We start from the raw sequence: 23,916 nt of genomic DNA on the forward strand, positions 1-23,916 counted from the left end.
TTAAATAGAATTAATTAAGAGAATTGTAAAATGTATGTACCGTCCTTATTTACTAACTTCCATCGGTTCTTTCTCAATCGCCGAGAACCGCTCTTTCGCGGTTTTGTGGATCAACTCTGCAACCAGGCCCGTCCAACCGGTTTGATGGCTCGCCCCGCATCCGCGACCATTATCCCCGTGGAAATATTCGTAAAACAGCACGTGATCGTTAAAGTTAGGGTCCTTCTGCATTTTCTCATCATGACCGTACACCGCGCGCTTTCCTTCCGAATCCTTCTTGAAAATGTCGATCAACCGGCAGGCAATGGCCAATGCGGCGTCTTTGATCGTCGTAAGGTTACCGGAATTCGTCGGATATTCGATCATGAAATCCTCACCATAATAGGTGTGGAATTTCATCAGTGAGTCGAAAATGAGGTAATTAAGCGGGAACCAGATCGGCCCGCGCCAGTTGGAGTTACCGCCCATAATGTCGGTCAAAGCCTCCGCAGGCGTGTAATCGACTTGCAATACCTCCCCGTTGATATAAAACTTGTAGGGGTTCTCCTCGTGGTATTTGGACAATGCGCGCACACCGTAATCGGACAGGAACTCGCTCTCATCGAGCATCCGTTTCATGATCATTTTCATCCGGTGCCCGCGCAGGATCGACAGCAATCTGTTTTCACCCTTACCCGATTCAAACCAGCGCGAAATCAGCCTCGCCAGATCTGGACGGTTGGCCAATACCCATTCAACCCGACGTTTGAAAATCGGCAGCTTGTCCAGGTTCTGCGGATCCAGGATTTCCACCGCAAATAGCGGTATCAACCCCACGATCGACCGAACTTTCAACAGAATGCTTTGCCCATTCGGAATGTGGATAACGTCGTAATAGAACTGATCCTCCTCGTCCCAAAGGCTAATCGATGAGTTTTTGCCCCCTATCGACTCCATCGCACCTGCGATGTGCAGGAAGTGTTCGAAAAACTTGGAGGCCATATCCTGGTAAACACCATGTACCAGCGCCACTTCGACTGAAATGCGCAGCATATTCAAGGTGTACATCGCCATCCAGCCGGTTGCATCGGCCTGTTGCAGCTTACCGCCGAACGGCATAGGTGTCGAGCGGTCGAATACACCGATATTATCCAAACCGAGGAAACCTCCGCTGAATATGTTGTTGCCGGTATCATCCTTCTGGTTGACCCACCAGGTAAAGTTCAGCAGGAGCTTGTGGAATATTTTTTCCAAAAACTCAATATCCCCTACTCCATTATTTTGCTCCCGGTCGATTTCGTATACTTTCCAGGTGGCCCAGCCGTGTACCGGCGGGTTCACATCGGAGAAGTTCCACTCGTACGCGGGTATCTGCCCGTTCGGGTGCATGTAGTACTCGCGCAGGAGGATTTCAAGTTGTCTTTTGGCAAAATCGGCATCCACCCTCGCGAGCGGCACGCAATGGAAAGCCAGATCCCAGGCCGCAAACCACGGATACTCCCATTTGTCGGGCATCGAAATGATATTCGCCGCATACAAATGCTTCCATCCCGAGTTGCGGCCCCACTTCCGTCCCTGGTTAGGCCCTGGCTGTGCCGGGTCGCCTTTAAGCCATTCATATACATTATAGTAGTAGAACTGCTTACTCCAAAGCATTCCGGCGTATGATTGTCGCTGGATCGAGCGGAGGTCGGCGTCGGTCACGTCGCGCTGCAAATCGTCATAAAACTCGTCGGCCTCGCGGATTCTTTTGTTGAAAAAATCTTCAAAACCGCCAAAAGGCTCCGAAATGGAATGATTGACAAACCGCAGGCGTAAAGTGACGCTTTCACCGCCCTTGATGGTTTTGGTAAAACGCGCAGCCGCTTTCGTACCTATATTATTCGGATTGACTGTATTCGATTTCTGGCCGCTTACGATGTAATCGTTGATACCGTCCTTTGGATAAGCGGTATTATTGGCCGTGCCGTACAGTTTTTTGAAGTTCGTCTCATTCTCGCAAAAGAGCAGTTCATCCGCACCATCGAGGTAAAGGTTATATTTCCCGTGTTTCCGGTGCGTTACCTCGATGAGCCGGTTAGAAATACCGTTCATGATCGGCTTGTAGTTGAACGCCTCGTAGCCCCACGACCAGGTATTCCGGAACATAATCTGCGGCAGCACAGTAATCGGCGCTTCTTCCTTACCCCGGTTGAAAACCGTCACTTTCATCAGGATATCCTCTTCATCGGCCTTGGCGTGCTCGATGAAGATATCGAAATAGTCGTCGTTATCGAACACACCTGTGTCCATGATCTCGTATTCCGGATCCTGTTTGCCGCGCCGGCCGTTTTCCTGACGCAGCTTGTCGTAGGGGAATGGCTGCTGCGGGTACTTGTAGAGCATTTTGGTGTATGAATGCGTAGGCGTGCTATCGAGGTAATAGTACATCTCCTTCACATCCTCCCCGTGATTCGATTCCCGGTTGGTCAGACCAAAAATGCGCTCTTTCAGTATTTTGTCCTTATGGTTCCAGAACCCGAACGAAAGACATATATGTTGCTTGTTATCAGAAAAACCACCGATCCCGTCTTCCCCCCAGCGATATGCTTTGGAAAGGGCCATTTCATGGGTAATATAGTTCCAGGCGTCGCCATTTCCACTATAATCCTCCCGTACCGTGCCCCATTGGCGCTCCGACAGGTAAGGCCCCCATTTCTTCCATCCCCTGTTTTCCTTTTGAAGACTTAACCTAACTTTTTCAGCTCCTTGTGCCATTAATCCGTCAATTTTTCGAAAGGAATGAATTTCAATAATTACCCAATTTAGAAAACCGGTTTTCAAAAACACCAGAAACCGAAAGAAAATTGAAAAAATTTAACAATCCGGCAACTGGTTATCTGCGGCTACGAAAAAACGGATAATCGACTCATAATGAGCCAAAATAAGTAACCCGAGAATACTTGCAATTACAGAACCGGGTTGTCTATTCGGATAATGTCATAGGAAACGTCCCCGGCGAAAAAATGCGTGAGCGCAGCCGCCTTTTGGGAGGTTTCGACGAGCAGCGGGTGTCGGTCGGCGTGCAGCAAGTCTTCCACATCCGATACATATTCCTTGAACATCAATGGATTGGGCAATTGATAGAACTGGCCGTCGGCGGCTTTCAATACGGGCACAGGGGCTACCTTTCCACCCGCATTTAACAAGCCGTAGCGGCGCCGTGCCTCGACGTAGGCTTCGTCCGTGGCGTCAAAAACGATGTGTTCGACAGGTTTTTCAGTAGCGACGTTAGCAGCGATGCGCTCATCGAGCTTTTCGAGCAATGCGCGGAGCGCCCACGTGTGCTTGCCCGTACGTATACGCTCGCGCAGAGACTGCCGCACGAGGTAGGTCAATGCCTGGGTTACGTTCAGGCCGATCTCCGCCATTTGCTTGAAAATGAAAGAAGTAGGCGACATTCCCGGGATCGTGTTCGGATCGTGGAGCAGGATGGTGCCGTTTTCGGTCAGGAAGCCGTCGATCCGCACGCAGGCGTTGATACCCAGTTGCTGGAACGTCGCTGCGATCATCTGCTGGATTTCCTGGTTCTTTTCGAGCGTAGTATCCACAGGAATGCGCTTGCGGCTGGCACCAGGTTTATATTTTGCATTAAAATCAAAGACCTTCACCATTTTGATGACCTCGCTCGGGGGCAATGCCAGCGGCGAACCGTCGTCGAACTGTATACAGCCACAGGAGAACTCCTGGCCATTCACAAATTCTTCCACCAACACCTGATCTTCTGCATTGGAACTGCTCAGTAATGCATGGTCATTGCCTTCGGAGAAGTAGATTTCCAGCTCGCTGATCAATGTCGTGGGGTGATAGATCGTCTTGCCGTCCAGGATTACCGGGAAACCGATACCTTCATCCAGGTTGGCGATTTTTTGCCCCCAGGCCAGTTTTTCGGCTTCATCCAGCTCCTTCCACGTCTCGGTATCTAGCTCAATCTGGAAGAAACACTGGTTTACAGCCGACACAAATTCTTCCAGAGAATCCTCCTTCACAATCGCCACGCCGATCGACGAGCCTTGATGGGGAGCCTTAATGACCAGTGGCAGCCCCAGATGCTTTTTCAACACCTGGAAAAGTAATGGGTAATCTTTCGGAACCCACTGGCTGTATTTGAGCGTCCAACTCTTCTTCTCCTGCCCGTTCACGAGGGCAATCATCTCATTTTGTAATATCTTATCAATTCCCACAGCCGACCCCATCAAGCCAGGGCCACTGTACGGGATTTTATACCATTCGAGCAAACCCTGAATCGCACCGTCCTCGCAATCGGGGCCGTGCATAGCCAGGAACGCGAAATCGAAATGCTCCTTGAATTCCAGCGGTGAAATCAGTTTCCCGATTTCAGCAGAAACACCGGCCGCAGCCAGTTCGGGAAAAGATTCGATGTAAGTTTTAAAACCGTCTTTTTGAATGCCCGGCGCAGGATAGAACTCCCGGATCTCGGATGAATACATCAATTCCTTTTGCAGCAGAATGAACCTGCCAAAGCTGTCCACAAAAACCGGTACCGGCTCAAAAAGTGACTTATCGAGGTATTCAAATGCTGTTTTACCACCTGCAAATGATATCTCCCGCTCACGGGAAGGACCTCCAAAAAAAATTCCGATACGCATGTTTGATATTCCTGATTAATGCATTCCAATGATGCCCGCAATATAAGCGACTAATCGGGAGGAATCAATTTCTGCCTATTTACCGCGCGGATTAAAAAGCAAAAAGCAGCTTCCCGTTCAGGAAACTGCTTTTGATCAATATTTGATATCAATTTTCCGCTGTTATGCCAGCTCAGGCACATTCGAGGAAACAACCTTATTAATGTAAGGCACCGCTTTGCGGATCGATTCTTCCAGGCCTGCACGGAAAGTCATTGCGCTCATCGGGCAGCTTTGGCACGAGCCTTGCAGTTCCAGCTTCACAATCATGTCGTCCGTCAGCTCCACCAATTTCACATCACCTCCGTCTGCATGCAGGTAAGGACGCACGGTTTCGAGCGCCTGCTCGATCAATTCTATGGTTTTTTCTTTTGAATCCATTGTTAAAAAGTCTGTCTGCTAAGATGCAAGATTATATCCAAAAAATCAAATCATTCAGTTACTAACTGCTAAACCTGGATTTCAACAGCTTTGGTTTTCTCACGCGATGCATTGCGGATGGCAATCTGCTGCGCCAATGCCTCAGCGGCATCCATAAATGCCTCGTTCACGATCGGATTCGTATCCATTACCGCGGGACGGCCATCGTCACCAGCTTCGCGAATGCCTTGTACCAATGGGATTTGTCCAATCAAAGGCACATCGAACTTATCTGCCAGCGATTGCCCTCCCCCCTGGCCGAAGATATGGTATTTGTGGTCAGGCAGTTCTTCGGGCGTAAACCAGGCCATATTTTCAATCACACCTAAAACAGGCACGTTAATCTGCGGCTGCTTGAACATCGACAACCCTTTCACAGCGTCGGCAAGCGCCACTTTCTGAGGGGTAGTTACCACCACAGCGCCTGTTACGGGAACAGTTTGTACCAACGTAAGGTGAATATCGCTGGTGCCCGGAGGCAGGTCGATCAACAGGTAATCCAGATCACCCCAGTCGGTATCGCCGAAAAACTGGCGCAATGCCTGGCTAGCCATCGGCCCTCTCCAAACAACCGCGCTATCCGGCGGCGTAAGGAAGCCAATCGACATCATTTTAATACCATATTGGCGAATCGGGTTGATAAAATTCTTTCCGTCTTTGGGCGTGATTGTGGGCTGCATATTCTCCGCACCGAACATCACCGGGATCGATGGCCCGGAAATATCCGCATCGATGATCCCCACTTTCGCGCCTGAGCGGTGCAATGCCATCGCGAGGTTGGCCGTCACCGTAGATTTCCCCACTCCACCTTTACCGGATGAGATCGCGATCACGTTTTTCACGCCGGGGATCAGGGGCCCAGTATGCCGTGTTGTCGTTACATTCGCCGTGAGTTTGATAATCACCTCCACTTCCGGGCTCAGATGCTCATGGATCGCATTCTCACAATTCTTCCTGATCAGTTCTTTGAGAGGGCAAGCCGGGGTGGTAAGCACTACCGTAAACCGCACCTGGTTCACCCCTATTTCTATATCCTGGATCATACCGAGCGTCACCAGATCCTTTTTCAGATCGGGCTCTTCCACAGTACTCAATGCCTGCAATACTTTTTCTTTATTGATTGTAAATTCTCCCATTATTATGGTTGGTACTTTTGACTTGATATTATGCAACACGAAATGCCGCCAATGAGTTTGTTACATTCCCGGAAATTCTCCGATCCTACGCTCCACTTCCTCCATTTCGGCGGAAACATCCACATTCCGTGAGATCGCATTGAGCTTGCTCCACAGCGATTTCAGCATTTTCAAGTGCCCCGGCGTGTTCCCGTGCTGCGGCCGGTGGGCCAGCGTATCCCGAACGGACGCCCATTCGGTCATGAATTTCAAAGAGCCGGCCTCGATATAGTTTTGTGCAAATGCATTGAAAACGTATTCTTCCGCAATATTGCTCGGATGGATCATGTCTTCCTTATAAAAACGGTAATCACGCAATTCGTCGATCATGATCTCATACGAAGGGAAGTACTCTACGTGCTTATACTTCTCTGAAAGGCGGTGCGCTACCAGGCGCAACGTCGATTTACTCACCTGATTAAGTGAAAGCGTGTCGCGCGTGTGGCGCACGGGGCTTACCGTGAGCAGTATGCGCAGTTTACGATTATAGGGGATCAATTTTTGGATTAATTGCTCAAATGCGATCGAAATCTGATCGAAATGCAGGAGCTCTTTTATAAAACGGTCGCTGGGTACCTTATGGCAATTGCCCACGATCAGATTTGTCTTTCGGTGACGGTAAGCATAGGCGGTGCCCAACGTGATCACCAGCAAATCGGCCTCGCTCAGAAATTCGCGGATCTCGTCCAATTTATCCGAAAGCAGGGCATCTAACGCCCCCTGGCCACTGGCCCATTGCGACGAATGAAAATCGTGGTGCAACCAAATTTGGTCGGGATTTTGCAGGAACAATGCAGGATTTGGTCTTTTCTCCTCTACCGCGCTATCCAGGATCTTACAAACAGTAAGCGGGTTGAATACCGTACCCATCGGATTATTGAGCACATCGAACTTGAAATCACCCAACTGACTGCCAAGCACCTCGGCAAAGCAGGAGCCGATGGTCAGTATTTTAGTGTGGTGATCGATCTTCCAATCCGGGGTATCCAGGGCAACTTCCGTACTCAACTTTATTTCCTTCATTACATAAAAACGACAAGCGGGCTACAAAATTAAGCATGAAAACCACAGAATTTCACTAAATGCTGGGGTTTAGCAATTTATAATTTGGGTTATGGGGGATTTTTATATGTTTGAGGGAGAATATCAAACACACTATAAGTCGTTTAATGTATGGATGAAAGGAGCTATCCATTTGAGATCGGCGTTGACGGGCTGATCTATAAATTTGAGAGTGTCAGCGAGAATAAAACAATCCTAAAAACTGTTTCGTTTGTGCGGATTGGTAACACCGATATATTCAACGTTGCGTTACTTTATCCCCTCGAAAGCGGTGAATTGAGTGATAAAATAGAAAGTAGGAATGGCGATCTTCCTCTTGTACTCGCTACTGTTTTCCAAATAGTGTGCGACTTCTTAAACAAATTCCCCGACTCCGCGGTCGGTTTTCGTGGAAGTGACGCCCGCAGGCACAGGTTGTACAGAATTGCCATTACACGTGAACTAGCGAACGTAGCTGGGAAATATGAAATATACGGCATCACAGCCAGTCTGGCTGTGGTTGTCTTTGAATCAAATGTAGATTACGACCACTATCTTATCAAAAAATCAAAACCATGGACAAGGCTATCAATAAGCGACGAGACTTTAAATTGACGCCGGAGCAGCAGAAAATAGTTGACGAAAAAGTGAGGGACCTCGCAAGGGCTGTAAGAAACGTCGACTTGAATAACCTGCCGAAACGCGAAAACCATCCGGATACTTCCACGCCGGGAAATGGTTCGAAACATACCGAAAAAGCATAAAAGGCTGACTCATAACCATGCAGGAAACCATCACATTGTTTCGACGACTTAGACTAGCGGCATTCATCACCTCGATTTCCACATCAGCTGGCTGCGCCCAGCCCTCAGAGAAACCGCAACCTGCGACATCCCAATACGAATTCGCCACCACCCCATCCTGGCAGGACGAATTCGACACGCCCGGCAAGCCCAACCCGGCTAAGTGGTCCTACGACCTCGGCGATCATGGATGGGGAAATAATGAGCTGGAAAACTATACCGACAAAATCGAGAATGCCAAAGTGGAGAATGGCAACCTCGTGATCACGGCCATTAAGGAGCCGTCGGGTAAGCAGCAGTACAGCTCGGCCAGGCTGGTTTCGAAGGGCAAGGGCGACTTTACGTATGGCAAATTCGAGATCAGGGCGAAGTTACCGAAGGGGCGCGGGACGTGGCCGGCAATCTGGATGCTTGCCAGCGGGAATAGTTACGGCAACAAAGGATGGCCGGACAATGGCGAGATCGATATTATGGAGCATGTGGGCTTTGACCAGGACCGGCTGCATGGAAACATCCATACGAAAGCATTCAACCATGCCATTAAAACCAACAAGGGCAACAATATCATTGTGAAAGGACTTTCGGAAGACTTCCACGTGTACACCTGCGAATGGACGCCCGAAGCGGTGACGATCCTCGTCGACGGCAATGCCTATTTCACATTCAAAAAAGAAGCCTCCTACCAGTGGCCTGAATGGCCGTTCGACAAGCCTTTTCATTTAATTTTAAACATCGCCGTCGGTGGTAACTGGGGCGGGCAAAAGGGCGTGGATGACAGCATTTTCCCACAAAAAATGGAGGTCGATTACGTGCGCGTGTACCCGCTCGTAACGAAGTAACGGCTTTGAAAATCCAGTGCTCGGAAGTATCTTGCACCATGGATCATTTCGTTGTTTCGGCCAGGAAGTATCGTCCCGTCACCTTCGATTCGGTGGTGGGTCAATCACACATCACTACCACATTAAAGAATGCCATTCGCACCAATCACCTCGCGCAAGCTTTCCTTTTCTGCGGTCCGCGCGGCGTAGGGAAAACGACCTGTGCGCGTATTTTGGCCAAAACCATCAACTGCCAGAATCTGGGCGACGATGTGGAGGCCTGTGGCGAATGTGAGTCTTGTGTGAGCTTCCAGAACAACGCTTCCTTTAATATCCACGAGCTCGACGCAGCTTCCAACAACTCTGTGGAAGATATCCGTAACCTGATCGACCAGGTACGTTACCCACCTCAGACAGGGAAGTACAAGATCTATATTATTGATGAGGTCCACATGCTTTCTCAGGCTGCCTTCAACGCATTCCTGAAAACATTGGAAGAACCGCCTTCGTACGCCATTTTTATCCTTGCTACGACGGAGAAACACAAGATCCTGCCGACGATTCTTTCGCGCTGTCAGATATTCGACTTTAACCGCATTCAATCGAAAGATATCGCGCACCACCTCGCCGATATTGCAAAAAAGGAAGGTATCAATGCCGAACATGAGGCCTTGGAACTGATCGGCCAGAAAGCCGACGGGGGGTTGCGGGATGCGCTTTCTATGTTCGACCTTAACGTGACGTTTTCCACCAACAACCACCTCACCTACGCGGTGGTGCTGGAAAACCTGCACATTCTCGACTACGATTACTATTTTAAAATCACAGACGCGCTTACGGCTGGCAGTATTGCACGCTCGCTGGTGCTGTTTGATGAGATTTTAAGGAAAGGATTCGATGGGCATCTTTTTGTTATAGGCCTTCTCGAACACTTCCGGAACCTGCTCGTGTGCAAAGATCCGGCGACAGTAACCTTATTGCAAGTTTCCGAATCAGCTGAGCGGAAATACCTTGAACAATCCCTGATGGCCGATCTCAGCTTTCTGCTTTCGGCGCTGAGCATCACCGGGCAATGCGATATCAATTACAAATCGGCGAAAAACCAGCGGTTGCATGTGGAGCTATGTCTCATGAAACTCGCCAATTTGCCCCAGGTTCTTCAACTTCAATCTCTTGCTGCCGTTGATGAAACGGCAAAAAAAAAAGTTGAGCATCAACAACCCCTGAACAATCCGGCAGCCCCATCACAAGCAGCAGCACCTCAACCTGCGGCGCCACCTAACGGCCAGTCAAACGGAAGCGCTTACGCGAATGCACCCATACAACCGGTAGCTGCACCGCAGCAAGCAACTCCGCAGCAGTCGGCACCCCAGCAAGCTGCACCTTCACGGCTTAAAAGCACCGTTTCGCTGACGCAATCACTTACTCCACCGGCACAGCAAACTACCAAGCAAAGCAATGCCGAGCCTTCGGTAGATTATGCTGCTGTTCCAAATGGTGCAAAAAGGGAAGAACTGACATTGGCCAATCTGCAACGGTTCTGGTACGAATTCTCCCAGAAACGCCTGCAAGCCGGCAATTCAACGACCGAGCAAATCACATTGAACCGTGAAATTCAGCTGAATGGTACCACGATCGAAATCGCGCTGGATAACGATCACCAACAGGATGCCGTAATGAATATGCGGTATGAGTTGCTGGGCTTCCTGAAAGCACGGATGGATGCACCGAAGCTGGACATTAATCCCCGAGTTGCACCACAAGAGGTAAACAGACTGCCTTACACGCCTGCCGAGAAATTCAACTTTTTAGCAGAAAAAAACCCCTATTTGCTCGAATTGAAGCAAGCACTGGGGCTGGATGTGGATTTCTAACGTTCGGAGGGTTTCCTTTTCAAGAAAAGTTCGTGCAAATGCAGTACTTGCGGGATCAGCTCGGAAGCATCGTCATTATTCACAATATAATCGGCTATCTCGCGCCGCGATTCATCGGAAACCTGCCGTTCGATAATCGCCCTGATTTCCTGCTCTGGGCGCTGATCCCTCTGCAATATCCTTTGAACACGTAACTCGACCGGCGCTTCCACCACAACCACCGCATCCACCGCATTGGCCTGTCCAGCCTTAGCCATAATGGCGGCCTCCTTCACTAGATACGAAGCTCCCGCATTTCGAGTGACCCACGCTTTGGTATCACGAAGTACGACAGGATGGATAATCGCATTGAGCTCTTTGAGTAATGGCTCATTTTTGAAAACACAGGACGCGACAAACCGGGTATTGTACACTCCGTCGTTATCATAAGCCTCTTGCCCAAGCAGTGCCACTACCTTCGCACGGATTTCCGGATCGTTGTTAGTAAGCCATTTGGCACGACTATCAGCATAATAAATAGGAATGTCCAGGCATTCAAACAGCCTGCAAACCATGCTTTTACCCGAACCGATACCCCCAGTAACACCTATCAGAAGCGGAAGATCCATGTGGTTATCGGTCAAATGAAGGACTAAGCTATTGTTGTGGCGGCGCAATAAGAAATTGCGCGACTTCGAAACTCACATAAACGTCACGATGACTCACTTCCACCAATGGGGAAACCGGCAGCGGGATAGGCAAGCTCTCGTCGTAGTTGTTCTGGATCTTAGGTGTAGGCACGCGAATCTTGATCGTATCCGGGAAGGTCTTGATCAGTGAAACCGGCCCATCCACTGAAATAAGCGAAGGCGAGACGTTGATAAAACTCGAAATTACATAGCCTTCGCGCACATCAATACCCGCGCTATCGACGCGGATGGGAATGATCTTCCTGATTTTGGGCTCGAAATTAAGCTCGAATGTATCCGCTACCACATAGTTGACGTGCAGGTTCGGGAACATTTCCGTGATCTGATCGGTGAGGGTGGTAGAGTTGATGAAACTAGACACCGTCGGGTTTTGAACACGGTAAACCACCGGGTTTGCATTAAAATTCAGCCAGGATTTTTGAAGCAAAGTCCATCCATCCCCCGTTACATTTACCGAAATCCGTTTCGGAAGCGGCTGCATCGGCACATAGGCTGCGTTATCATATTCGATCGACAGCGGATAATTCAGTTTAAGGGAATAATTGTCCTTATTGAGGACATTCATTAACCAAAAAAAGGATGCTGCAAGCAAGCATCCTATAAACGTTTTGATCCTGTTCTGGTTGGGTGGGACTTGACTCACAACAATTTTGAAAATGCATGCATTAGCGGGAATGCATGCCGTTCATGATTAGTTTTTACCCGGCAATGGTACGCGAAATAGCCGATTTTTCGACCGTTAATTTCACTCCTTTGTCCAACTCAAGCGTAACTGTCGCTTCTTCCACAGTATAAACTCTCGCGTGGATACCACCGATCGTTACCACTTGATCGCCTTTTTTCAGGTTGTTGAGCAATTCTTTCTGTTCCTTCTGCTTTTTCTGCTGCGGACGGATCATGAAAAAATAAAATACCCCGATGATACCGACCCACATTACGACCTGGTAAATCATGCCCTGGGAGCCGCCCGCTGCTTGTGCTAAAATAGAATAATTCATTGTAGTAGATGGGTTGTATAAAAATTACTTCTTCGCCGTAGCTGAATCTGCATCGACAGGCTGAGGTGCTGCGTTTACAATACCTTTCAGCCTCAATTCGATATTAGCCGGTTCCGTATTGGCATAAACCGTGATGGTCTTCACCTGCGGACCTGCCTTATGCTTACTATCGAAACGAACTTTGATGCTCGAAGTCTCCTTCGGACCGATCGGATCCTTCGGCCATTCGGGCGTGGTACATCCGCACGAAGAGCTGATATTGTTGAGAATCAACGGATATTCGCCATCGTTACGGAATTTAAATTCGTGCTCCACAATGGCGCCTTCCTGAATGGTACCGAAATCATATTCCGTACTGTCGATCAAAGCAAAAACAGGCAGTTTCGAATTTGCCTGTTTTTCTTCACCACTCTTTTCATTTTTGGAGCAACCGGAAAAAGCTACTGCTAATCCCAGAAACGCGAAAAGGGCTATTTTTTTCATAGGTCATTCGCTGGCCTGGCCCTTGATCTGCGCCATCAGACGGTCTACGTCTTCCAGAAGCTTTTCGGCTTTTTCGCGTGCATCATTCACAACGCGCTCGCCTTCTGTTCTTGAAAAATTATCAGGCAGATCTTTCTTATCGACCAGGTCCTGAATCACTTCTTGTAGTTTCTCACGGTATTTGGACAGTCTGTATGTCAGCTGGGTACGAAGTACCTCCCCTTTGTCGGGAGCGTAAAGTATGCCCAATGCTGCGCCGGTGGCAGCGCCTGTCAGAAATGCGATTAAAGTATTACTGGTTTTACTCATGGTTTCTGCTGTTTTTTTGCTGCAAACGGGTGTCAGCTCATGTATTAATAATGGCTTCCAAAAATTGTTCCATTTATACCCGGCCACAATTTCGTCAGCTTTTATTTATTATCAATCAATCCGCGCCCGCTTTTTCTGATGACGCCCTCTTTGGCCAGTTTCACGGAAAGCACGTCCAGGACGCCGTTCACAAACTTACCACTTTTTGGGGTACTGTACCTTTTGGCGATCTCAATAAACTCATTAATGGTGACTTTCACAGGGATACCCGGGAAATGAATGAGTTCAGCAAGGGCTGTTTTGAGGATAATAAGGTCCACCAGCGCGATCCTTTCCAGTTCCCAGTTTTTCAGCTGGTCTTCCAGATAAACATCGTACTGATCACTTTCTTTCACCACGACTTTGCAAAGTTCCTCCACAAATGCCCTATCCTCTTCCCAATCTTTGGTAAGCGGTGCAAGCTGGAATGTGTGTGCCAAATCGGCAGTACGCAAGGTTTTGATTGCAAGGCTGCGGATCAGCTCGCTGTGGTCTGCCCAGTAAAGATCGCGTTGTTCGAGGTATTCGAGCGACACCTCGTGTTTGAGGATAATCTGACGCAGGACATGCTGGATAATCTCCTGGTCTTCTTCCGGCATATGCGTCGCCGATTTGCAATATGTTTCGTAAGTTTCGTCCTTCCGCAAACCTTCCCGGTAAATCTTCCGGATCAGATTCATTTCGTTGGTCCAGTTGATGCCGCTGCGGATAATCTCCTCTTCCAGCGCCTTATCTTCCTGCAAAACCTTGATCACCCGGTTGGTATCCAATCCCGAATCTTTGGGGAATGGCGCCTCCGGATCGTCGTACCTGCGCTCGCGGTCGATTTTTGCCTGGTGTGATAGTTCGATCAGCATCGACAGGATTCGGATGAAGTCGGCGTAAATTGTTTCCGTTTCATTCAAAACCCTTCTAACGAGTTTTTCTCCATCCGTATTAGTCTGCCGGTTGTATGCTTCATAGGCTGTCTGAGCCACTCTCAGCACGCGATCGGGAAGCTCTTCGTCACCGTTGGGTTTACCATTTTTAATAAACTCGTCGAGCGTCATGTTCGCGAGCCTTTTCATGCCCGAAAGCTTTTTCTTGTCCTGAAACTCCATCGAGTTCAGGTCAGGAGCGAATGCCTCTTCAATCTGATCGAGTGCCAGTAAACGGTTCGCATCGGCTGTGAGCTGCCGTGCATAAAGTGCCTGAACCGCTTTGGTTCTTAGTAATCTTCTATTCAGCATATGCCGGAATACTATTTGGATAAAAGGTACAGTAAATCAAAGAACGTGTCTGCATGTATTGCAGGGCCATTCTGCCTGGTACCCTGCATGAGTTGTTTTAAAATCGACCGCAAAATTAGACTATTTTGTTCACAATCGGAAAATTGAGATGCGTCGTTTTAATTTTGCAACGTTTTGGTAAAATAGGATGTTGGCTAGAAAGCGTCCAGCACGGCTGATCAAAATCTGAACCGGTGAAAGCATTAAAATCTCTCAACAAATATTTGTGGAAATATAAGTGGTACCTCATCCTCGGTATCATTTTTACGATTGTATCCAATCTTTTCGGCATTATTCCGGCCCAGCTCGTGCGTTACGCGCTCGACCTGGTGATCGAAACGCTCGACATTTATTACCTCTATAATGGCGTATCGCTGCAAAGTGATATGTATGACATTTTTGCGTTCAGCATTTTGCTCTACGGCTTCCTGATCCTGCTCATGGCGCTCCTTAAAGGGATATTCCTCTTCCTGGTGCGGCAAACGATCATCGTGATGTCACGCCATATCGAATTCGAGCTTAAAAACGACGTTTACCAGCACTACCAGACGCTACCGGCCGCGTTTTTCCGCCGCCACAGCACGGGCGACCTGATGGCCCGCATTTCGGAAGACGTGAGTAACGTCCGCATTTACGTCGGCCCGGCATTGATGTACGGTATTAACCTGATCGTACTGTTCTTCCTGGTGATCTCCTATATGATCTCCGTCAGCCCAAAACTGACGCTTTATGTGCTGTTGCCGCTGCCGGTGCTTTCGGTGAGTGTGTATGTGGTCAATAGCATGATCATGAAACGTTCGCAGGAGATTCAAAAGCAGCTTTCGGCGCTTTCCACTTATGTGCAGGAGGCGTTTTCCGGAATACGTGTGATCAAATCCTTTGTACAGGAGGATCGTTCTTATGCTAATTTTCAAAAAGAGGCAGAGGTTTTCAAGACCAAATCATTGGGCCTTACCAAAGTCGATGCGTTCTTCTACCCTATGATCGTCCTTTTGATCGGTCTGAGTAACATCCTGGTCATTTATGTCGGCGGCCAGGAAATTATCAATGGCCGCCTTACGCCTGGCAATATCACTGAGTTCATATTGTATGTCAATATGCTTACCTGGCCTGTGATGGCTTTGGGATGGACCACAAGCCAGATCCAGCGCGCCGCATCGTCACAGCTCCGGATCAATGAGTTTTTGAATGAAAAAACAACGTTGGTATCCGAGAAAAACCTCAGCAAACCGCTGGACGGCAAAATCACTTTCCGCCACGTCGGCTTTGTCTACCCGGATTCAGGTATTAAGGCATTGCATGATTTTGATCTGACAGTCGAAGCCGGCGAAAGCGTGGCGATCCTCGGCACCACCGGCTCGGGTAAAAGCACGCTCGCTCATTTGCTATGCCGGCTCTATGACCCAACCGAGGGGCAGATTCTGATTGACGGCATTCCGATGAAAGATTACGATGTCCACGGTTATCGTCGCCAGATCGGCTACGTTCCGCAGGATGTGTTCCTTTTCTCGGATAGCATTGAGAACAATGTACGATTCGGTACCGAAGATATGCCATTTGAAAGAATCGAACAGGCCGTGAAAGACGCCGATCTTTACAATAATATCAAAGATTTCCCGCAAGGCTACGAAACCATGCTCGGTGAACGGGGCATTACGCTCTCGGGAGGCCAAAAGCAGCGTCTATCGATCGCCCGCGCCATCGCCCGCGACCCGAAAATCCTCGTACTCGACGACTGTCTTTCCGCAGTCGATACCAACACCGAGAACATTATTCTCAACAATATGAAGCGGATCATGGACCAGCGGACTTCCCTGATCATTTCCCACCGCGTCTCCTCCGCCAAACTCGCCGATAAGATCGTAGTCCTCGACGAAGGCCACATAGTCGAGCAAGGCACCCACACGGAGCTTATGGCATTAAACGGAGCATATAAAGAACTGTATGAAAAGCAGTTGATTTCCGAAGAGGTGTAAAATACACCCTATTCTTGAAATGCAGTAGTGATTGATTAACTTTGAATAATTACAAAAATTAATCAATCACACTATGCACTATACAGTCACAATCGATGTCCTCGACGACAATGCGCTTGAACTTTTAAGGAAACTCGAAAACCTGAGCGTCATTCGTCTGCGCGAAAGCACTCTGCAGATGAAAGACACGAGCGCTATCCGTTTTCTTAAGGGCAAAATGACCAAGCAGCCAGTTGAGGAAATTGAGCGGGAATTTAGACGATTACGCGGCAAATGAACCAAGCCTATCTTTGGGATACCAATATTGCCATCTACTATCTTCAATAGCAGCTCCCTCCATATGCAGGGAACGTAATGGATGACATTGCCGGAAATTCCCGAATCTGTTTTTCAGTAATCACAGAAATAGAATTATTCAGCTGGAAATCAGCTGCTCAATTTGATTTCGACTTAGTCAATATGTTTGTAGACATGTCGGTTCTGTTAGAACTCAAAAAAGATATCAGAAAAAAGGCATCTGAGTTGCGTAGACAATATGATTTGGAACTACCCGATGCGATTGTCGCAGCTACTGCCATAGTTCACGGGCTTACGCTGATTACAGATAACACAACAGATTTCGTAGGAATCGAAAAATTGAGTTTACTTAACCCATTCGATCCTCAATAGTTTAGCAGCGCTATTTAGCCAGCTTCTTCACCTCCTGGCGCAACTCCCGCATTTCCTGATACAGGCCTTGCAAACTTATTTCCGTCTTGTCGTCTTCCAGATTGAAAGACAACTTACTGTTTACCTGCCATATTTCACGGATCTCGTTACGATCAACACGAATCGGTGCATAGTCGGGATTGAGCGATACCAGGTTCACAAAAAGGGAATCTTTTTCCTTCCGGATCTTTTTGACCAGCACGCTGTCGATCGTGACGATGACATACATATGTTTATCACTCAGCGCATCCCAGTCATCCACCGCGCGAGCCCAAATCCATTCACCTGACTGCAACGCCGGTGTCATACTGTCGCCATCGACCTGAAACCCTCTGAACGTCGCATTACGGTATTCCGGCAGCGGTATTGTAAAGGCTGGCAACGCTTCAAACCATTGCGCGTCACCGATATTGTTGGGATAGCCGGCCGCCGCTTTCGCGCTGACGAGCACAATATTGTCGTTACCCGCCTGATCGACCGTCACTACTTTCGGATTGACGAATACCCTGTCCGTATATAGGTATTTCTGCGAACTGTCTCCGAACAGCCAAAGCGGGTTGATGTGGTATTTTTTAAGCAGTTCCTTTACCACCTGCCCGGGTATGCGCGTACGCCCCCGCTCGATGTCGGCAGTGGTGGCGCTGATGCCCAATTCCTCGGCAAATGCCGCCTGGGTCAGATTGAGTTCCTCTCTGATTTGCTTGAAACGCCTGAATTCTTCATCAATGGCCATAAGCATGTGTGATGATTACCGGTTGACAATGTCTTGACTCTTCAAACATACAAATATTTTGGAATATTTCCTTTTAACAAATGGATATGATCCATATATTTGGAATAAATCCATAATTTAGTAAAAAATCCAAATAGTAGTGGACCGTGCGATATTACATTTTGACCTGGATACCTTTTTCGTATCCGTAGAGCGCAAGCAAGACAGCCGGCTTGAACACAAACCGATACTCGTAGGTGGAACAGGCGACCGCGGTGTGGTAGCGGCTTGCAGCTATGAAACCAGGCAGTTTGGAGTGCATTCCGGTATGCCTATGAAGATGGCCCGCATGCTCTGTCCCGAAGCGACTGTTATTCGTGGAAACGGGGAAGCGTATTCCAAGCAATCGAAGGAAGTGAGCGAGATCATCAGCCAAAGCGTCCCTGTGTTTGAGAAGGCCAGTATCGACGAGTTTTACGCGGATCTGTCGGGAATGGACAAATACCACAGTTGCTATGGAATGGCCAGCGAGCTCCGGCAGCGCATTATCCGCGAAACCGGCCTGCCTATTTCGTTTGGGCTGGCTACCAACAAGCTGGTGTCGAAAGTTGCTACCGGGGAGGCCAAGCCGAACAATCAGCTCAAAGTGGATGCCGGGCAGGAAAAACCGTTTTTGGCGCCGATGGAAGTGCAGAAAATTCCGATGGTAGGCGAAAAAATGAACCAGACACTCAACAACCTCGGGATTCGGTATGTGAAAACAATCCAGGAAATGCCTATGGAAATCATGGGGCAGGTGTTAGGCAAAAATGGAATCTCGCTCTGGAACCGCGCCAACGGTCTCGACAACTCTCCCATCGTCCCGTTCCACGAGCGCAAATCGATTTCCAGCGAACGAACTTTCGGGAAAGATACCGGCGATGTAAAAAAAATGCGTGAAATGGTACGGGCGATGGCGGAAACGCTGGCTTTTCAGCTGCGGACGGGCGAAAAGCTCACTTCCTGTGTTTCGGTTAAAATCCGTTATTCCGATTTCAACACATTTTCCAGACAGTTGAAAATCGCCTACACTTCCGCGGACCATGTGCTGATCCCGCATATCGAACGGCTTTTCGACCAGCTTTATAACCGGAGAATGATGGTAAGGTTGGTAGGAGTCAGTTTCAGTGACCTCGTGACGGGGAATTACCAGATCAACCTTTTCGACGATACCGAAGAGCGGCTCAACCTCTATCAGGCCATGGATTACATTAAAACCAAATACGCCTATAATAAGGAAGGCGACCAGATCCTCACCTGGGCCAGCACAATGGGAATCTCGGATATCGGCGCAATGGGAAACCCATTCAACGGTGAGCCGCCCATTATCCCGGCGCATAGAAATGCCTAGCGATGTTCCGTTTTTCAAATACTCATGTTACTCAACTGCCACTCTTATTTCAGCCTTCGCTTCGGGACGATTCCTGAGGATGAGCTCCTTGCGCTTTGCCGGGAGAATGGGTACGACTGTGCCGCGCTGACGGATATCAACAACACCTCGGGCTGCCTGAATTTCATTCGTATGGCGCCCAGGTTCGATATTAAACCCATTGTCGGGATCGATTTCCGGAATGGGGGGACGCAGCAATTTGTGGCATTGGCGAAAAACAACATCGGCTTTCAGACTATGAATGCTTATCTCTCGGCCCAGAAACTGACGGACGTCCCTTTCCCCGACCGCGCACCTGAAATGGAGCATGTCGCAATTATTTATCCTTTTGAAAAACTGAACAAAGAGCGCCGCGAGCAGTTCCGGCCCAACGAATACATCGGCATTTCGATGCAGGACCTGGATAAGCTGCACTACTCGCCGCTACACCGGTTCATGGATAGGCTGATCATCCAGCAGCCGGTAACTTTCCGGAACAAAAAGGATTTCAATGCGCACCGGTTGCTGCGGGCCATCGACGGCAATACGCTGCTCAGCAAGCTCACAGTCGGCGAAACAGGCAAAGAGAACGAACAGATTGTACAGGCCAAGGTTTTGGAATACAACTTTAAACAAAAGGACTTCCGCACCATCCTCGAAAACACGCGTAAACTGATGGACGAATGCAATATCCAGTTCAGTTTCGGGAATGAACGTGAGCACCAGAATCTAAAAGTTTTCAGCCAAAACGAAGAAGAAGATTTCAAACGGCTGAGGTCGATGAGCTATCAGGCACTTGGTTATCGTTACGGCGACAATATTACCGATGAAATTTTTGACCGCATTGCCAAGGAACTGGATATGATCCGGCAGCAGAATTTCGTACCGTTTTTTCTGGTCAATCACGACATCGTGAATTATGCCCGCCGGAAGGGGTACTACTACGTCGGCCGGGGCAGCGGGGCGAACAGTATCATCGCCTATTTACTCAACATTACGAATGTCGACCCCATCGAGCTGGATTTGTATTTCGAGCGGTTTATCAACCTTCACCGCAAAAACCCACCCGATTTCGACATCGATTTCTCGTGGCGCGACCGCGAGGATGTGACGCGTTATATTTTTGACACCTACGGTAAAAATGGCCAGGCGGCGCTGCTGGCGACGTACAGCACGTTTCAGCACAGCTCGGCCGTGCGCGAGTTGGGGAAAGTATTTGGTTTACCTGCCTATGAAATCGATGCATTGAGCAATGGTAAATATGACCCGAAAAAGCTCGATCAGCTTTCCGGGCTGGTGATCAGGTATGCTGATTATTTCCAAACCAACAACCAGCCGAACCATTTGAGTATCCACGCGGGTGGTATCCTCATTTCGGAACGGCCTATGCATTACTTTACCGCTACCGACGTGCCGCCGAAAGGCTTTCCCACCACGCAATTCGATATGGTGATTGCGGAGGATGTCGGGCTGAATAAATACGATATCCTGGGCCAGCGCGGGCTTGCGAAAATCAAGGAAACGCTTGAAATCATTCGCTATAACCGCCCCGATGCCGCAGATTTTGACATTAACGATGTCCGGAAATTCAAAACCGACCCAAAGATCAACGACCTGATCAGGCAGGCGCAGTGCATCGGCTGTTTTTACGTAGAATCTCCGGCGATGCGGATGCTGCTCAAAAAGCTGGAAGTGGACAACTACCTCGGGCTTGTGGCGGCCAGTTCCATTATCCGGCCCGGCGTCGCAAAAAGCGGGATGATGCGTGAGTACATTCTCCGCCATCGCCATCCCGAAAAGCGGAACGAGGCGCACCCGCGCCTTTTGGAGCTGATGGAGGAGACTTACGGCATTATGGTGTATCAGGAAGACGTGATCAAGGTCGCGCATTATTTTGCCGGACTGACGCTCGGAGAGGCCGATGTGATCCGCCGCGGTATGAGCGGCAAGTTTCGCGGGCGTGAAGAGTTTGAGCGCGTTAAAAAGAAGTATTTCAAAAACTGCCGGAGCAAGGGTTATGACGAAGAAATGACGATGGAAATCTGGAACCAGATCGCCAGCTTCGCCGGGTTTGCCTTTGCCAAAGGGCACTCCGCTTCCTATGCCGTCGAAAGCTATCAGACATTGTTTCTGAAAGCCTATTTTCCGCTGGAATTCATGGTAGCTGTGCTCAACAACGGCGGCGGCTTTTACGCACCCGAACTGTACATACACGAGGCACGCATGCTCGGCGCGCTGGTACATGCACCATGCGTGAACCACAGCGAAGCCCAGGCGACCATCGAAGGACATGAGATTTACCTCGGCATGCAATTCCTGAATGCACTGGAAGAAAAAACGATCGAAAGGATCCTCTGTGCCCGCAGGCAAGACGGCCCGTTCACATCCCTCAACGACTTTCTTGACCGCGTCCCGATTTCGATAGAACAATTGACGATCCTCATCCGGATCGACGCATTCCGGTTTACGGGTATCGGCAAAAAAACACTGCTTTGGAAGGCGCATTTCCGGCTGAGTACCACGCCCGTCAAAGTACCGCAAAAGCAGTTGTTCCATACCGAAATCAAGGATTTCAACCTGCCGGAATTCCACTCGTCGATTCTCGATGACGCCTATGACCAGATCGAATTGCTCGGTTTTCCGCTTTGCAGCCCTTTCAACCTGCTTAAAAACCCGTTGCCCAAGAGTATCATGTCGCGCGACCTGCATAATTATATAAACCAGGAAGTGGTCCAATACGGCTACCTGGTGGCCTTGAAAAACACCCGGACAAATCGCGGCGAGTCGATGCAGTTTGGTACTTTTCTGGATTATGAAGGGCAATTTATCGATACCGTCCATTTCCCCACGGCGGCGGCCAAAGTGAATGGGTCTGTGAAAGGCGTTTACAAAATCCGCGGCGTCGTGACGGAAGAATTCGGCTTCCTCACCGTGGAAGTAGCAGAAATTACGCGGATGGAGTCGGCGGCGCGCTGATGCTCCGCGTAACGCGCGCAGGAGCGATTTCCGAACTAAGCTCAATGAAAAGCCAGATCAGCAGGGCGTTCCGTATGTTCAGAATAATAACCATCAGCAGTTGTTTTGAAATCAAACTATAATAGTGACCTGGGAATATAATTATTGTAAGCATTAGCGTAACTGTAAAAATCAGCGATGCTCTAAACCTGCAAAACGGGACTAACGGCAACAGCCAGATCAGGTATTGCGGGGACAGGACTTTATTGAGGAGGATAAATAACAGTATCTGTGCCGCCGCAGCAGCATTCAGCTGCCGGAAGGGAATCGTACCCGAGATCGATACCGTTTTGTAAAATGACCAACCGAGAAAAGCCAGCATCGCCACAAAGCAAACCGGCGTGAGGATATTAATACATTGCAAAACCGGGCCCGAAAGCGATGTAACCAAATGCATGGCGCCAAAGCTATGCGCCACGTCAAGTTCCACGCCCCCAAACTGCTCAAAAAGCAGTAAAACCCCTCCCGCAAGGCTCTCGATCTGAATACCGCGCAAAAGGTGGTAATGCATAAAATCGGCGGCTGCATCCATTCTAAGCCAGGCGATGCCGCCCAATATGATGGCGCAAATGCAAACAATACCCGCCATCAGCCCGAGCATTTTCCTGGTATCACGGTTGAAAACATAATACAGGCCAAAAACCGGAATGAGCACAACGCTATACAATTTCGCGGCCACGGAAGCCATGAGCGACATTCCGGCAACGAACGGTTTACGTGAAACGTTGACGATCGCGATCAAGGTCAGCAAAGCCGGGAACGGATCGAACCGAAAAAGAAAGATCGGGAAAGCGAACAATGTGGTGATCACATACCGCGGAAGTGCTTTGCCGCTGGCGTCCAGGCCGGAAATCATCCAGGCCGTCACCACCCCCAGCACCAGATTTTGCAGCACAAACCAACAAGCATAGCTTTCGAACGACCCGCCTGCTAATTGACTCAAAAGGCCCGGAATCAATACCGGAATGAGCGCAAAAATGGGGTATTCAATGCGAAAATCACGAAATGGCACCTGGCCGTCCATTATTTTGGACGTAATGCTTCGGTACAATGAGAGATCCTGAATGTGGCCATGGAAGCGAAAAAACAGGTAATAGCTTTCAAGGGCAAGATAAACCAGGATTACCGACAGCACCAAAACATGACGCGGGCTTTTGATCAGGTACTTTCTGACAACAGCGTTGTCTGCGACAACCTGTATTCCGGGGATTTTAAATTCAGACATACATCGGGACGCTTTACGGGGGTTACATCCTTCGGGTGTGGGTAGCGGCACTAGTCATGCACCATTAGTCATGCACCATTGGGCATGCATACCGGATAACTCTCCGGTTACATTTTCACTTTTAGTCTGTCTTTGAAGAAATCATATAAAACTAGCAATTTCCGGGTGCTTTCAAACAATGCTCCGCCAACTATTATGACCCTACGAAATGTTTTTTGATTCGTACGGGTCGCATTTGTCCTACGCACCAAAATTTTCCGGGGGTTACTGTCATACTGTTGTCAATGG

The 23,916-nt window shown here is 48.9% G+C and carries 22 protein-coding genes; 9 read left to right on the forward strand and 13 right to left on the reverse strand.

Features of this window, described 5'->3' with window-relative positions; translation table 11 throughout:
• Window positions 1-45: 45 nt before the first annotated feature.
• From J2Y43_RS03060 to J2Y43_RS03080, 5 genes are all read right to left on the reverse strand, one after another.
• Window positions 46-2,736, reverse strand: a complete 2,691-nt coding sequence (locus J2Y43_RS03060) for an MGH1-like glycoside hydrolase domain-containing protein (RefSeq protein ID WP_309981315.1) — start codon at window positions 2,734-2,736, stop codon at window positions 46-48.
• 191 nt (window positions 2,737-2,927) lie between these two features.
• Window positions 2,928-4,628 (reverse strand): D-alanine--D-alanine ligase, encoded by a 1,701-nt coding sequence (locus J2Y43_RS03065; RefSeq protein ID WP_309981314.1) that lies wholly within the window; start codon window positions 4,626-4,628, stop codon window positions 2,928-2,930.
• A gap of 162 nt (window positions 4,629-4,790) precedes the next feature.
• Window positions 4,791-5,048 (reverse strand): NifU family protein, encoded by a 258-nt coding sequence (locus J2Y43_RS03070; RefSeq protein ID WP_223401226.1) that lies wholly within the window; start codon window positions 5,046-5,048, stop codon window positions 4,791-4,793.
• Window positions 5,049-5,116: 68 nt separating this feature from the next.
• Complete coding sequence (locus tag J2Y43_RS03075) at window positions 5,117-6,223, reverse strand: Mrp/NBP35 family ATP-binding protein (RefSeq protein WP_309981313.1); 1,107 nt, start codon at window positions 6,221-6,223, stop codon at window positions 5,117-5,119.
• A 60-nt stretch (window positions 6,224-6,283) separates the two neighbouring features.
• Window positions 6,284-7,285 carry a GSCFA domain-containing protein gene (locus J2Y43_RS03080; protein WP_309981312.1) on the reverse strand — a complete coding sequence of 334 codons (1,002 nt, stop codon included), beginning with the start codon at window positions 7,283-7,285 and terminating at the stop codon, window positions 6,284-6,286.
• A gap of 150 nt (window positions 7,286-7,435) precedes the next feature.
• Between J2Y43_RS03080 and J2Y43_RS03085 the strand changes: the two genes are divergently transcribed.
• From J2Y43_RS03085 to J2Y43_RS03100, 4 genes are read left to right on the forward strand one after another with little or no spacing between them, the layout of a single operon-like run.
• Window positions 7,436-7,918, forward strand: a complete 483-nt coding sequence (locus J2Y43_RS03085) for a DUF6934 family protein (RefSeq protein WP_309981311.1) — start codon at window positions 7,436-7,438, stop codon at window positions 7,916-7,918.
• The gene (locus tag J2Y43_RS03090; RefSeq protein WP_309981310.1) at window positions 7,879-8,067 is read left to right on the forward strand and encodes a hypothetical protein; all 189 of its coding nucleotides are present in this window, start codon (window positions 7,879-7,881) and stop codon (window positions 8,065-8,067) included. The genes J2Y43_RS03085 and J2Y43_RS03090 overlap by 40 nt, the downstream gene beginning before the upstream one ends.
• Window positions 8,068-8,084: 17 nt before the next feature.
• Complete coding sequence (locus J2Y43_RS03095) at window positions 8,085-8,945, forward strand: glycoside hydrolase family 16 protein (protein ID WP_309981309.1); 861 nt, start codon at window positions 8,085-8,087, stop codon at window positions 8,943-8,945.
• Window positions 8,946-8,983: 38 nt separating this feature from the next.
• Entirely contained in the window at window positions 8,984-10,798 is a 1,815-nt protein-coding gene (locus J2Y43_RS03100; protein ID WP_309981308.1) for a DNA polymerase III subunit gamma/tau, read from the forward strand.
• Here J2Y43_RS03100 and coaE read toward each other — a convergent pair.
• The 6 genes from coaE to nusB form a co-directional block, all read right to left on the reverse strand.
• Complete coding sequence (coaE, locus tag J2Y43_RS03105; RefSeq protein ID WP_309981307.1) at window positions 10,795-11,406, reverse strand: dephospho-CoA kinase; 612 nt, start codon at window positions 11,404-11,406, stop codon at window positions 10,795-10,797. The genes J2Y43_RS03100 and coaE overlap by 4 nt on opposite strands.
• A gap of 28 nt (window positions 11,407-11,434) precedes the next feature.
• A complete protein-coding gene (locus J2Y43_RS03110; RefSeq protein WP_223401218.1) occupies window positions 11,435-12,052 on the reverse strand; it encodes a hypothetical protein in 618 nt (205 codons plus the stop codon).
• 133 nt (window positions 12,053-12,185) lie between these two features.
• A complete protein-coding gene (gene yajC, locus J2Y43_RS03115; protein ID WP_090151062.1) occupies window positions 12,186-12,485 on the reverse strand; it encodes a preprotein translocase subunit YajC in 300 nt (99 codons plus the stop codon).
• A gap of 24 nt (window positions 12,486-12,509) precedes the next feature.
• Window positions 12,510-12,968: a DUF1573 domain-containing protein gene (locus tag J2Y43_RS03120; protein WP_309981306.1), complete on the reverse strand. Its 459-nt coding sequence runs from the start codon at window positions 12,966-12,968 to the stop codon at window positions 12,510-12,512.
• Window positions 12,969-12,971: 3 nt separating this feature from the next.
• Window positions 12,972-13,277, reverse strand: a complete 306-nt coding sequence (locus J2Y43_RS03125; RefSeq protein ID WP_106596093.1) for a YtxH domain-containing protein — start codon at window positions 13,275-13,277, stop codon at window positions 12,972-12,974.
• 101 nt (window positions 13,278-13,378) lie between these two features.
• Window positions 13,379-14,545, reverse strand: coding sequence for a transcription antitermination factor NusB (gene nusB, locus J2Y43_RS03130; protein WP_309981305.1), 1,167 nt, complete (start codon window positions 14,543-14,545; stop codon window positions 13,379-13,381).
• Window positions 14,546-14,778: 233 nt separating this feature from the next.
• On the opposite strand from nusB, the gene J2Y43_RS03135 reads away from it, so the two are divergent.
• The 3 genes from J2Y43_RS03135 (at window position 14,779) to J2Y43_RS03145 (ending at window position 17,229) form a co-directional block, all read left to right on the forward strand.
• Entirely contained in the window at window positions 14,779-16,560 is a 1,782-nt protein-coding gene (locus tag J2Y43_RS03135) for an ABC transporter ATP-binding protein (RefSeq protein WP_309981304.1), read from the forward strand.
• Between the two features lie 73 nt (window positions 16,561-16,633).
• On the forward strand, window positions 16,634-16,837 hold the full coding sequence (locus tag J2Y43_RS03140) for a hypothetical protein (protein WP_223401214.1): 204 nt from the start codon (window positions 16,634-16,636) through the stop codon (window positions 16,835-16,837).
• A 77-nt stretch (window positions 16,838-16,914) separates the two neighbouring features.
• Window positions 16,915-17,229: a type II toxin-antitoxin system VapC family toxin gene (locus J2Y43_RS03145; RefSeq protein ID WP_309981303.1), complete on the forward strand. Its 315-nt coding sequence runs from the start codon at window positions 16,915-16,917 to the stop codon at window positions 17,227-17,229.
• Between the two features lie 10 nt (window positions 17,230-17,239).
• On the opposite strand, the gene J2Y43_RS03150 is transcribed toward J2Y43_RS03145, so the two are convergent.
• Entirely contained in the window at window positions 17,240-18,007 is a 768-nt protein-coding gene (locus tag J2Y43_RS03150; protein ID WP_309981302.1) for a LexA family transcriptional regulator, read from the reverse strand.
• A gap of 133 nt (window positions 18,008-18,140) precedes the next feature.
• Here J2Y43_RS03150 and dinB point away from each other — a divergent pair, with 133 nt between their 5' ends.
• Complete coding sequence (gene dinB, locus J2Y43_RS03155; protein WP_409014398.1) at window positions 18,141-19,370, forward strand: DNA polymerase IV; 1,230 nt, start codon at window positions 18,141-18,143, stop codon at window positions 19,368-19,370.
• 24 nt (window positions 19,371-19,394) lie between these two features.
• A complete protein-coding gene (locus tag J2Y43_RS03160; protein ID WP_309981301.1) occupies window positions 19,395-22,364 on the forward strand; it encodes a DNA polymerase III subunit alpha in 2,970 nt (989 codons plus the stop codon).
• Here the strand turns inward: J2Y43_RS03160 and J2Y43_RS03165 are convergent.
• Window positions 22,336-23,628, reverse strand: coding sequence for a hypothetical protein (locus J2Y43_RS03165; RefSeq protein ID WP_309981300.1), 1,293 nt, complete (start codon window positions 23,626-23,628; stop codon window positions 22,336-22,338). The two genes, J2Y43_RS03160 and J2Y43_RS03165, sit on opposite strands and share 29 nt — an antisense overlap.
• Between the last annotated feature and the right edge of the window lie 288 nt (window positions 23,629-23,916).

Source organism: Dyadobacter sp. BE31, from assembly GCF_031457695.1.
In the GTDB taxonomy this organism is placed as follows: Bacteria; Bacteroidota; Bacteroidia; order Cytophagales; family Spirosomataceae; genus Dyadobacter.